Source organism: Microcoleus sp. N9_A2 (genome assembly GCF_036701775.1).
In the GTDB taxonomy this organism is placed as follows: domain Bacteria; phylum Cyanobacteriota; class Cyanobacteriia; order Cyanobacteriales; family Microcoleaceae; genus Microcoleus.
On record NZ_JAUBRH010000003.1, the window covers coordinates 55,207 to 67,191 of the forward strand.

Here is an 11,985-nt window from a genome sequence, read left to right on the forward strand (position 1 = left end):
GCTGAACCTTGTAGCATAAGGTGGGAGGTAAAACCATGCTAGTTTTCGAGTTTAAAGCATACGGAAAATCAAATCAGTTTACTGCCGTAGACGAAGCAATTCGTACCGCAAAATTCGTCCGCAATAGCTGTATAAGGTATTGGATGGACAACAAAAAGGTGGATAAATATGATTTGAATAAATACTGCGCTGTACTGGCGCGTGATTTTCACGCTCGCTGACGAACTCAACTCAATAGCTAGACAAGCTAGCGCAGAACGAGCATGGTCTTCTATCTCCCGATTCTACGATAACTGTAAGAAGGGTGTGGCTGGCAAAAAAGGCTATCCACAGTTCCAGAAAGATTGCCGCTCTGTTGAGTATAAATCAACTGGATGGAAACTTGCCGACGACCGAAAATCCATCAATTTTACCGACAAGAAAGGGATTGGGCGGTTAAAACTCAAGGGTACACGCGATTTGCATTTCTACCCAATTAGCCAAATAAAACGGGTGAGATTGGTAAAACGTGCGGATGGCGTATACGTTCAGTTTTGTATTGATATTGATCGAAAGGAAAACATAGCCCCCTCTGGGAACACCATAGGCTTAGACGTAGGATTGAAGGAATATTACACCGACTCAAATGGAATTACGGTTGAGAACCCGAGATTTTTGCGAAAAGGTGAAAAAGTCCTTAAACGTTGTCAACGTCGGGTGTCCAGGAAAGTAAAAGGTTCAAATAACAGGGACAAGGCTAGGCGGATTCTAGGCAAACGCCATCTCAAAATAAGTAGGCAGCGTCAACACCATGCAATGAAGCTTGCACGGTGCGTAATCTCATCAAACGATGTAGTCGCTTACGAAGATTTGAGAATAAAAAATCTGGTGAAGAATCATTGCTTGGCTAAGTCTATTAACGACGCATCTTGGTATCAGTTCCGTGTCTGGCTTGAATACTTTGGAAAAGTATTTGAAAAGATTACGGTTGCGGTGAATCCGCAATATACCAGCCAAGAATGCTCTAGCTGCGGTGTAATGGTCAAGAAAACGCTATCTACTAGAACGCATATTTGTAAGTGTGGATGTAGCTTAGGGAGAGACGAAAACGCGGCTAGAAATATCCTTAGTCGAGGATTGGGTACGGTAGGGCATACCGGAACTTTTGCGCTTGACGCAAGCAACGCTTTAGGAGAATCAATCTCTACTTTGGCTGGAGAAATCCTGCCTCAGCAAATTGGCTCGTAGATTAAAGAATCCCCGTGCGTTTACGCGCCCGGAGTGTCAAGGCAACTAGGAAGGTAGCTATTTTAATGTTCGATTGTTGAGAAAATTCTTAAAGAATTTGGAAATGATTATGTAATTAATTTTGCTTAACTACTTACCCGATGTGATATCAAGCATCTTCGCCCCAAACTTTTAGTTGCACATAAACTAATATCAAAGCTACAGCCATCAGGAAAGTTGCCGCAGCGGCTGCATAACCAAAATCAAATTGCGAAAAAGCTTGCTCGTAAATATAATAAACTAGCAAATTAGTAGAGTTCAAAGGGCCGCCGCCGGTGATGACGTAAACTTGCTCGAAACTCCGCAGGGTAAAAATAGCTGTTGTCACCGTAGCAAATATTAAAGTCGGCCGCAAGCCTGGTAAAGTGATGTACAAAAATTGTTGCCAAGCATTAGCTCCGTCCAATTCTGCCGCTTCGTAACGATTTATGGGAATTGCTTGCAATCCTGCTAAAAATACTACCATATTAAAGCCTAATTGTTTCCAAACACTCAGCAGAATTATCACAGGCATTGCCCAAACTGTGCTACTCAGCCAAGGAATTGGATTTAAGCCGATCGCCATTAACAAACTATTCACCGGGCCTTCGGTTTGAAACAACCACCGCCAACCCAAGCCAACGGCAACTAAAGAGGTAATCGAAGGAATAAAATAAGCGGTACGGAGAGCTCCTCGCCAAGCAAACGAGCGATTTAGCAAAACTGCTAAGCCCAATGGAATCACTAAACTGGGAATGACTGTTGCAGTAGTAAAATAGAGCGTGTTTTGGAGAATTTGCCAGAAATCCGGGTTTGTGACTAGACGCCAGTAGTTGTTGAAGCCAATCCAACGCACTCCCGACTGGGTAAAGCTGCCGCTGGTAAAGCTGAGGTAGAATAAATAGGCGATCGGCCAAATCAAAAAAGTACCCAGAAACAGCAAAGCCGGGGCCAGGAAAGTCCAAGCTGCGATCGTATCATTATCCAACCAGTTAAAACGCCCAAATTTAATCCGAACCATTGGCTTGTAAATTTTAGCTTTTAGTTTTAAATGGTATCACAATATAGGTCAATCTTACAATGAATCTTCTCGATATATTAGCGAATTTACCCACTATAGAAACTGAAAGGCTCCTGCTCCGAAAAATCACTTTAAACGATGCCAGCGATATGTTTGAGTATGCCTCAAACCCCGCAGTATCAAAATACACAATGTGGTCAACTCACACCTCCATCGAAGACACTAAATACTTTCTCAAGTCAATTACTAAAATGTACAAAAGACGAGAGCTGGTAGATTGGGGGATCGTCCACAAAGCCGAGAAAAAATTTATTGGCACTTGCGGATTTGTGGAATGGAGCATGACGCACAGCCGCGCGGAAATTGGCTACGCACTTTCTAGGAGCTATTGGGGCGAAGGATACATGAGCGAGGCTGTTAATGCAGTTATTGAATTCGGCTTTCGGGAGATGTTACTGAATCGAATTATGGCTCGATGTGAAGTTAACAATATTGCTTCTGCTCGGGTGATGGAAAAAGTGGGGATGCAATTGGAAGGGGTATTGCGACAGCACCTATTTGTGAAAGACAGATATTGGGATCTAAAACTTTATTCGATTCTCAGGGAAGAGTTTTTTGATGATATTGTTGTAGAATCTAAGTAAATATTTTTGATAGCATTTAAGTGGCTCCACCTAATTAAAGGTAAAATACGGATCGCTAAAAAGCTTTCTCTGTATGTCTTCTTCCTTCTTCCTTCTTCCTTCTTCTTATGACCGCTAATCCAGTATCTGTTAATTCCAATGCCTGCCTGATTTCTCCTGAGATTGGCAAAAGTGCGTTAGCGAAGCCCGCCCCTACGGGAGGCTCATCAACGAAGAGGATCGCTCCGGCCCATCCTCCATTAAAATTAGGAGTTTTAGCATCAGGAAGTGGCAGCAACTTCGAGGTAATTGCCCAAGCCATCCAAAATGGACAGCTTAATGTTCAAATCCCAGTATTAATTTACAACAACCCCGAAGCCAAAGCGGCAGCCAGAGCCGAAAAATACGGCATTCCCTCGATTCTCCTCAATCACCGTGATTGCAAAAGCCGCGAAGAATTAGATACAAAAATTGTTAAAACTTTCCAAGTTCATGATGTAGAATGGATAGTGATGGCGGGTTGGATGCGAATTGTTACCAAAGTTTTGCTTGATGCTTTTCCAGACAAAATTATTAACATTCACCCCAGCTTACTGCCGAGTTTCCCCGGAATTCGCGCCGTCGAGCAAGCACTGGCCGCTAAGGTTAAAATCACCGGATGTACGGTGCATATCGCTCATTTGGAAGTAGACAGCGGGCCGATTTTAATGCAGGCTGCGGTGCCAGTATTGCCTGACGATACCGCAGAAACACTGCACGCGAGAATTCAGGTGCAAGAGCACAAGATTATGCTCGGTGCGATCGCACTTATTGCCGAATCTAATCGAAAATATTGTGACTAAAAACCTCACCAGTGCCGCATCTATCCCCGAATTGCCCGTCAGCGAATCACCAGAAACTGGCCCGCCGCTGACTGACTCGAATCGCCTGAAATTAATTCTCAGAGAAAGGCTCAAAAAAAACATCGGCATCAAGGGAGAATTCTATCTGCCTTGCTTGCCATCGATGCTAGACGACTATCTTAAATTACTGTCAGACTTCTTAAAAAATATCGGACAAAACATCGACGCTGCCCAAACCGAAAACTTACGAACATTAATCGCCAACGCCTTAGCAGAAGGATTCAAAAATTCTCCCCACGCTAATCTAATAGTTTCATATTTTCCCGCCAATTCCCAAACCGGTTTAGCCGGTGGCATTACTCTGAATACCAAGATTCAAATCGAATCAATGGCCCAGAAATATCATAGCTGGCCGGATATTCGCCCCGAACCTTTATTCGGCAGCCATCCTGATGCCAAAGTCATCGCCATTGCCACCGAATTAGGCGAACCGGGAAAAGCACCTATTTTAGATGTTGGTGCAGGCCCAGGGCGCAATAGTCTGCCTTTAGCTAGGTTAGGGCATTCCGTGGATGCGATCGAACTAACACCGATATTTGCCGAGAAACTATCAGCAGCAGCCACCGCCGAAAACTTGCCGATTCATGTCACCCAAGGCGACGTTTTAGATCCATTATTGAGGATGAAAACTTATCGGTACAAACTAGCGATTGCTACCGAAGTTCTCTCCCACTTCCGCTATCCCGAACAAGTCCGCCTTTTCCTCGGCAAAATGTCCGATGCCGTGTTAAGTGGGGGGTTTATCTTATTCAGCACTTTCTTAGCAGTAGATGGGTACGAACCCGACGAGATGGCAAAACAAATGTCTGAATTGTGTTGGTCTTATCTGATTACCAGACAAGAATTGCAAGCAGCAATAGAGGGTTTGCCGTTAGAAATTGTTTCTGATGAATCTGTGATTGAATACGAACAAAAACATTTGCCTGACTCTGCGTGGCCGCCGACACCTTGGTTTCTCAGTTGGGCGACGGGGCGGGATTTATTTTCTGTGCAACAAACACCGCCGTTAGAGTTGCGGTGGATACTTGTTAAACGCTTGTAGAAAATATTAGGGTGCGTTAGATTGTAGCTTTTTGATGATTGAGGAAATAACGCACTCGCTCCGCATCATACGACAAATTTTAGCTAGTAAGGTGCGTCAGATTGTAGCTTGTCGATTTTTGATAAAATCACGCACTCGCTCCGCACCCTACGGCAATTTTCCCTAATATACCTAGTTTTATTTTTGGTTTTTCTTTAAATATGCTTTTGACACTCAAGCATCTCTTTCAAACTTGATAAATCAAAAATTCTTGTGTCCTGATAGTCAAAATACTTGCCTTTTCTATCGACTAAAACTGTTTTAATTCCAAGCTGCTCAGCTCCCTCAATATCATCTTCGATTGAGTCACCAACCATTAAAACCTGTGATGGTTCTATATTTAAATCATCCATAACAAATTCAAAAACTTTACAGCTAGGTTTGCAAAGGCCAATTTCTTCACTAATATAGATTTTTTTAATATATTGAGCTAGGTTTAATGCCTTAATTTTCTCGCTTTGCCCGTCCCAAGGCCCATTTGTAAGAATAGCAGTATTAATTTCTTTGTCTTCTAAAGTTTTTAGTAAGGGAATCACATCATCAAATAATGTTATTGCGTGATTAGCCTCTTTCATGTAAATAGAATTTAGTGCTGAAGAAAACGCTAAAGGATTTTCGTGAGCGCCTTGTATAACATCAGCATAGCGACGCAACCTATACTCGTCCCTTGAAATAACTCCATTAACAAATTGTCGGAACAACGTAGGTTCTATTAAGCTATAACTATTCCAGAATTGGTTAACATCTATCCCAGATAATTCAAGAACTCGATTAACAAGATTTATTGCGTTTTTTTTAGCTTTCTGATAATCACAAAGTGTATCATCTAAATCAAAAATGACGTATTTTATTATAGCCAATTATTTCTTCCACCCTAATTGTTCATCCCAAATTATACGAACTCCAACACCAACTGTTCCCGATCGATACAGCTCGTAGTAGGGTGCGTCAGATCGTAGCTGGTCGATTTTTGATGAAATCACGCACTCGCTCCGCACCCTACAAGATTATTTATCGGTTAAAAATCTATTTTTCAACCTCAGAAGCCCGCAATTGTCCGCAGGCGGCATCTGCTTCTAAGCCGCGAGAATACCGCACGCTAACTGCAATTTTCTTTTCCTTCAAAACCGAAACAAAACTGTTGATTCGATTGGGAGTCGGTCGCTGATATTCAGCTTCCTGAATCGGATTGTAAGGAATTAAATTGACGTGACACTGAAAACCGCGCAACTGATTTGCTAACTCGGCTGCGTGTTCTGGTAAATCATTTACGTTTGCTAAAAGCACGTATTCAAAGCTTAATCTGCGGCCGGTCGATCGCACATATTCCCGACATTCTGCCACTAACTCACCCAAAGGATAAGGGCGGGCGCTAGGAATTAACTCTTCGCGCAATCTTTGATTGGAAGCGTGGAGGCTGACGGCGAGGGTAATTTGCAGTTGATGTTCGGCTAGTTGGGTGATGCGATTGCGGATGCCGACTGTGGAAACGGTGATGTTGCGCTGTCCAATTCCTACGTCTTGATTCAAACACTTGACAGCAGCTACGACGTTATCGAAATTCAGCAGCGGTTCGCCCATCCCCATAAATACGATGTGGCTGACTCGGCGGCCGAAATCTTGCTGTACTGTCAAGACTTGATCGACGATTTCGTTTACTTCTAAATTGCGCTTGAAACCGCCTTTGCCGGTGGCGCAAAAATCGCAGCCCATCGCGCAGCCAACTTGCGCCGAAACGCACACAGTCAGCCGTTTATCGGTGGGAATGCCGACTGTTTCAATAATTTGACCGTCTGCTAATTTTAGGAGATACTTTACTGTGGCATCCGGTGCGACCGATCGCAAATGAATAGTCGATCGCCCGATCGGGATTTTAGCAACAGTCTCGCGCCATTGTTTCGAGAATACAGAAATGTCAGAGAGCGATCGCGCACCTCTCTCATAAATCCACTGGTACAACTGCTTCCCGCGATAAGCGGGTTGCCCGTTTTGCTGCACCCACTCCGTTAACTCAGCCAAACTCGCGCCCAACAACGGCGGAATTTTACCAGACTCAACAGCCAAAGCAGCAGTCTTGCGAGACTGATTCGCACCCTTGGAATTACCAGAAGAGTACACCTGAGAAACGGAGGTAGGGGACATAGGTCATCAGAAAAAATTTACGATCACTCTCTATACTAAAACTTCTTGACCAAAACTGCCGTCTATCTGTGACGAAATTGGCGAAATTCTGCTTAGTAAATATTTTATGGCGTTTAACTTGAAGAAGATGAAAACCGCTTGCGGAGCTTGGTGCATGGCAACTCTATATACCTATAAATTGCATAGGCTAATGTAAAGGAAATCAGAAGACTTATCGCTCCCTGCACAACCATAGGCATTTGATTAAAATAAAAATGAATACCTTGAAGGGTTGTATCGTGTACTAGATAAAGCGAGTATGAAAGTAAACCAATAAACCGCATCCATTTCCAATTTAGAGGTTTAAATATTAGCCAATCTGGAAAACGGATAGCAGCCACGAAACAAAGATGTAGTCCAATACCTTGAACAGTGAAACGAACTGTATTTTCAAACTCTGGATAACGACAGATAAAAGACACAATAATTAAAGTTATTCCTAATGGTAGTAAGAAATACTTCCAAAATCGCTCTGAGCCATAGGGAGCGTCTAATACTGGGTTACCATAGACCGCTAATGCACAGCCAAACAATATGCTATCCATTCGGGTATCTGATAAATGAAAGATCCGCTGTTCAGTTGCTCCCATGCCAAAAACTAGAACACATCTCCACAGTAGAAACAATATGCACAAACCCCAACAAATTAACATTTGCTGTTTGGGCTTTAAACGCATTTTCATTAAAAGTATGTATAAAAAAGGAAAAATTAAGTAGAAGTGTTCTTCAACGGCAAGAGACCAATACACATCTGTACCAATAGCTACTCCAGTGTTACCATTAAAAAATTCATAATAGTTATAATAATGTAGAGCCTGACTTAAAAAACCGGGCAGTCTCAGTTCGCCTTGCAATACCCCTAGTAATGTTAAAATAGATGCCATAAATAAAACTGCATAAAAACCAGGCAGTATTCGCACTACACGTCGCAAATAAAAATATTTGATATTAATCACTTGATTTTGTTCGTATTCACGTCTCAGCAAGGTTGTAATTAGATAACCGCTCAAAAAGAAAAAAGTTGTTACACCCAATCCTCCCGGCACAATATAACCCATTCCTGCATGAGATAAAAAAACAATTAAAAAAGCAATAGTCCTAATTCCATCCAATGAAGGAATGTAAAATTTTGATGCTGTCATATTTTTTTGTTAAGATTTAATTTTTTTGATATTTGCATATTACTGCCAATATTTTTTGGGTATCGAGTTTTACTTACCTTGCGGTCAAAGTCGTTATAGCCTTTCTCAAAAAGGTGAGGTACGAATTTTGACCTGAAAAGATTGATGCTTCAGGGTTTCGGCATACCTCATTTATCTGATAACCGCTATACTCTACCTGAGATATTTGGATTAGTGCAGTTGTTGGAGCAGCGCCAAAGACCAACAGGTGATGCTTTCCCAGGACTCTTGGTCACAAATCTGACAATTAAGCGTATTGATTAAGGGTATTGATCAGGAATGGTTGTATCTTAAGTGGGATGAGCTAACTTGTCAATATTTTTGCGTACAAGCCTGATTTGGCTGGGGCGACCAAAACTCGTCCCAAAATAGCGACGAGTCCTCTCCTGCTAAAATTGAGATCTCCTCCCACTTGATTAACGACAATAACCACTAGATATAGCAATCCTAAATAATTTTCAGTAGGGACTAAGGCCAAGCCGTGTCCGGGACACGGCACTCTACAGATGGATTTTGGGTAAATCACATTTATGTTCGCGGTAAGGATAATGATTTAGGATTGCTATAGAGGGTTGAGAATAGTTAAATCTGTCGATCGAAGTCTACCTTCTCAAAACCTAGCCAGACGCGATCGCAAACAACAGTGGTGCGTTCTGCCATTTGCTATGACTCTTTTTTGAAAATTTTTTTGATGTCGTACCGCCTTTAATCTAAAAGTATTTTAAGGACAGCATTTTTTATACAGTTAAAAAATATTTTTTCGGCACTATTCCCCAAATATTGCGTCTAAACGACCGCAGCCATCTAAAATAAACTCTGTAGTTTGTAAATAGGGTATGCAAATTTGACAGGCTTACAGCACAATTAATGGAACTTTTATGGTGCTAAATATTCTTGCGCTGCCCTTAGCGTTTCAATTTACATCCCCCGGCCCGATTATCTTTCAACTCGGCCCCGTAGCTATCCGTTGGTACGGGCTGTTGATAGCTTCGGCCGTCTTAATTGGGGTCAGTCTGTCCCAATATTTGGCCGAAAAGCGCCGCGTCAACCCAGAATTGCTGGGCGATTTAGCAATTTGGCTGGTTCTGGGCGCTATTCCTTGTGCCAGAATTTACTACGTGGCTTTCGAGTGGCCACAATATGCCCAGAGACCCGAAGACATTATTGCGATTTGGAAAGGTGGAATTGCCATTCACGGCGCGATTTTGGGCGGCACGATCGCAGCTTTGATTTTTGCGAAAATCCAGCGAGTTTCTTTTTGGCAAATGGCAGATTTAATCGCGCCTTCGGCAATTCTCGGTCAGGCGATCGGACGCTGGGGAAATTTCTTTAACTCCGAAGCTTTTGGCAGTCCTACGGATTTGCCTTGGAAACTCTATATTCCCCCAAACAGCAGGCCGGCAGCCTACGCTAATTTTGAATACTTCCACCCCACATTTCTCTACGAATCCCTGTGGAATTTGACAGTATTTGGGTTGCTTCTGACTTTGTTTTTCCGCGATTTGCAGGGCAAAATTCGCTTGAAAATTGGTGCTTTGTTTTTGGTTTATATCGCAGCTTACAGTTTGGGTAGAGTCTGGATTGAAGGGTTGCGGACTGATAGTTTGATGTTCGGGCCGCTGCGGACGGCGCAAATGGTAAGCTTGACTGGGATTGTTTTAGGGTTAGGCGGTTTGGCTTGGCTTTATTTGCTCGATCGACCTTTACCCGATGTTGTCTCCCCCAATAGCGATCGGGCAAATATCGATCGCAAATCCCCAGAGGATCAATAAAAAACCCCAGAGAGGTTAGTCTCTAGGGTTCAAACCAGGGTGCATCTACCATCCCTTACTTCCAACCAAAATAGGTGCATCCGGAAGCGTCGGTAAATTTAGCAAATTTTTTAGCAGCCATGAGTTTGACAGAGATTCCATCCCTAATTCCAGGGGTATACATTGTAGGTGCAGGCCCCGGAGACCCGGATTTGTTGACTGTTAAGGCTCAAAAACTACTGGCTGCCGCCGATGTCATATTATTTGCTGATTCCCTAGTCCCAGAGCAAATTTTGCAGGGAGTGCGCGCAGATGCTGAAGTGATCCAAACTGCGGATAAGACCCTCGAAGAGATTGTACCTTTGATGGTGGAGCGAGTGCGCGCCGGCAAAAGCGTCGTCCGCCTCCATTCGGGCGATCCCTGTCTCTACGGGGCCGTCGGCGAACAAATGCAAGCTTTGGCCTCCGAGGGAATTGCTTTTGAGGTAATCCCGGGAATTAGCGCTTTCCAACTTGCGGCAGCTAAACTTAAAATTGAGTTGACAGTTCCGGGAGTTGTGCAGACAATTATTTTGACCAGAATTAGCGGCCGCACGGAAGTGCCGGAACGTGAAGAATTAGCTAGTTTGGCAGCTCATCAAGCAAGTTTGTGTCTGTATTTGAGCGCGCGCCATGTCGAACAGGCTCAAGCTAAGTTGATGGAACATTACCCGTCTGATTTGCCTGTAGCTATTTGTTATCGGTTGGGCTGGCCGGATGAAAAAATTGTCCTAGTTCCTCTTGACAAAATGGCCGTTGCTACACGCGAAAATAATTTGATCAGAACGACAATGTATGTGATTAGTCCGGCGTTGGGGAAAGAAGCTCAAGGGCGATCGCGCTTGTACCATCCAGAGCACGATCGGCTTTTCCGTCAGTAGTCATTAGTCATTGGTTATTTGTTAGTTCCAATTACCAATGCCCAATCCCCCCGCTTCGATCCACCCAATGCCCAATGCCCAATGCCCTATTCCCCATTACAAATGAAAGATTTAACTCGCAGACAATTTATCACTGTCACCGCATTAAGCGCCGGATTTGCCTTAGCAGTTCATCCTATTGCCGCTGCCGTTATCAATACGGATGCTGCTGGCTTAGTTGCAGGTGAGGTCAAAATTCCCGTAAAAGACGGCTCAATTCCAGCATACAGAGCAATGCCAGCCAGGGGCAGCAATTTTCCAGTAGTTTTAGTGATTCAAGAAATCTTCGGAGTTCACGCCCACCTTCAAGATATTTGCCGCCGTTTTGCAAAATTAGGTTATTTAGCGATCGCCCCAGAAATGTTTGCCCGTCAAGGTGATGTTTCTAAAATCACCGACATCCAAGAAATTATTAGTAAAGTTGTCTCGAAAGTTCCTGACGTTCAAGTTATGTCTGATTTAGATGCTACCGTAGAGTGGGCACAAAAGTCAGGAAAAGGCAATACTAATAAGTTGGGAATTACAGGATTTTGCTGGGGTGGCAGAATTGTTTGGCTGTACTCTTCCCACAACCCGAAAGTCAAAGCGGGAGTGGCTTGGTACGGGCGTGTGGTTGGCAATTCTACGGATTTAACTCCCAAACAGCCGATCGACATTGCAGCCAGTTTGAAAGTGCCCGTATTGGGGCTTTACGGCGATAAAGACACCTCTATTCCCAACGATACAGTCGAGAAAATGCGACAAGTTCTCAAAACTGGCAGCAGCGGTTCCGAAATAGTGCTTTATCCAGATACGCCGCACGGTTTTAACGCCGACTATCGCCCCAGTTACCGGGAAAAAGAAGCTGAGGATGCTTGGAAACGGATGCAAGATTGGTTTAAGAAGCACGGAGTTGCACAAGAGTTTTGAGATTTCTTCGTTCTTGGCAACCCTTCGCCCCTCGATGAGTTTTGAAGTTCATAAACCCGGTTTATTCGTAGATATTTAGTCGCCCAACCAGGATTTTTGCGGCGTATAAACCGGGTTTATGAGGCAAGCGCC

General features: G+C 43.5%; 10 protein-coding genes and 1 pseudogene. 7 read left to right on the forward strand and 4 right to left on the reverse strand.

All coding sequences use genetic code 11. The features are described from left to right. The first annotated feature begins 35 nt into the window (after nucleotides 1-35). A pseudogene (locus QUA44_RS02620) lies at nucleotides 36-1,227 on the forward strand (RNA-guided endonuclease InsQ/TnpB family protein). A gap of 148 nt (nucleotides 1,228-1,375) precedes the next feature. Here QUA44_RS02620 and QUA44_RS02625 read toward each other — a convergent pair. Next, nucleotides 1,376-2,266 (reverse strand): sugar ABC transporter permease, encoded by an 891-nt coding sequence (locus QUA44_RS02625; RefSeq protein WP_333248026.1) that lies wholly within the window; start codon nucleotides 2,264-2,266, stop codon nucleotides 1,376-1,378. Between the two features lie 59 nt (nucleotides 2,267-2,325). Between QUA44_RS02625 and QUA44_RS02630 the strand changes: the two genes are divergently transcribed. The 3 genes from QUA44_RS02630 (at nucleotide 2,326) to QUA44_RS02640 (ending at nucleotide 4,833) form a co-directional block, all read left to right on the forward strand. Continuing rightward, nucleotides 2,326-2,910 (forward strand): GNAT family protein, encoded by a 585-nt coding sequence (locus QUA44_RS02630; protein WP_333248027.1) that lies wholly within the window; start codon nucleotides 2,326-2,328, stop codon nucleotides 2,908-2,910. A 107-nt stretch (nucleotides 2,911-3,017) separates the two neighbouring features. Beyond that, on the forward strand, nucleotides 3,018-3,731 hold the full coding sequence (gene purN / locus QUA44_RS02635; protein ID WP_333248029.1) for a phosphoribosylglycinamide formyltransferase: 714 nt from the start codon (nucleotides 3,018-3,020) through the stop codon (nucleotides 3,729-3,731). Further along, nucleotides 3,724-4,833 carry a class I SAM-dependent methyltransferase gene (locus QUA44_RS02640; protein WP_333248031.1) on the forward strand — a complete coding sequence of 370 codons (1,110 nt, stop codon included), beginning with the start codon at nucleotides 3,724-3,726 and terminating at the stop codon, nucleotides 4,831-4,833. Before purN ends, QUA44_RS02640 begins: the two co-directional genes overlap by 8 nt. 194 nt (nucleotides 4,834-5,027) lie before the next feature. On the opposite strand, the gene QUA44_RS02645 is transcribed toward QUA44_RS02640, so the two are convergent. The 3 genes from QUA44_RS02645 to QUA44_RS02655 all read right to left on the reverse strand — a co-directional run bounded on the left by QUA44_RS02645 (nucleotide 5,028) and on the right by QUA44_RS02655 (nucleotide 8,195). Then, nucleotides 5,028-5,732 carry an HAD family hydrolase gene (locus QUA44_RS02645; protein ID WP_333248033.1) on the reverse strand — a complete coding sequence of 235 codons (705 nt, stop codon included), beginning with the start codon at nucleotides 5,730-5,732 and terminating at the stop codon, nucleotides 5,028-5,030. A gap of 166 nt (nucleotides 5,733-5,898) precedes the next feature. Further along, nucleotides 5,899-7,014, reverse strand: coding sequence for a 23S rRNA (adenine(2503)-C(2))-methyltransferase RlmN (rlmN, locus tag QUA44_RS02650; protein WP_333248035.1), 1,116 nt, complete (start codon nucleotides 7,012-7,014; stop codon nucleotides 5,899-5,901). Between the two features lie 113 nt (nucleotides 7,015-7,127). Beyond that, a complete protein-coding gene (locus QUA44_RS02655) occupies nucleotides 7,128-8,195 on the reverse strand; it encodes an acyltransferase (protein WP_333248037.1) in 1,068 nt (355 codons plus the stop codon). A 917-nt stretch (nucleotides 8,196-9,112) separates the two neighbouring features. Between QUA44_RS02655 and lgt the strand changes: the two genes are divergently transcribed. From lgt to QUA44_RS02670, 3 genes are all read left to right on the forward strand, one after another. After that, nucleotides 9,113-10,006, forward strand: a complete 894-nt coding sequence (lgt, locus tag QUA44_RS02660) for a prolipoprotein diacylglyceryl transferase (protein WP_333248039.1) — start codon at nucleotides 9,113-9,115, stop codon at nucleotides 10,004-10,006. Nucleotides 10,007-10,125: 119 nt separating this feature from the next. After that, a complete protein-coding gene (gene cobM / locus QUA44_RS02665; protein ID WP_333248040.1) occupies nucleotides 10,126-10,905 on the forward strand; it encodes a precorrin-4 C(11)-methyltransferase in 780 nt (259 codons plus the stop codon). A 102-nt stretch (nucleotides 10,906-11,007) separates the two neighbouring features. Continuing rightward, the gene (locus QUA44_RS02670) at nucleotides 11,008-11,853 is read left to right on the forward strand and encodes a dienelactone hydrolase family protein (protein ID WP_333248042.1); all 846 of its coding nucleotides are present in this window, start codon (nucleotides 11,008-11,010) and stop codon (nucleotides 11,851-11,853) included. The last annotated feature ends 132 nt before the right edge of the window (nucleotides 11,854-11,985 follow it).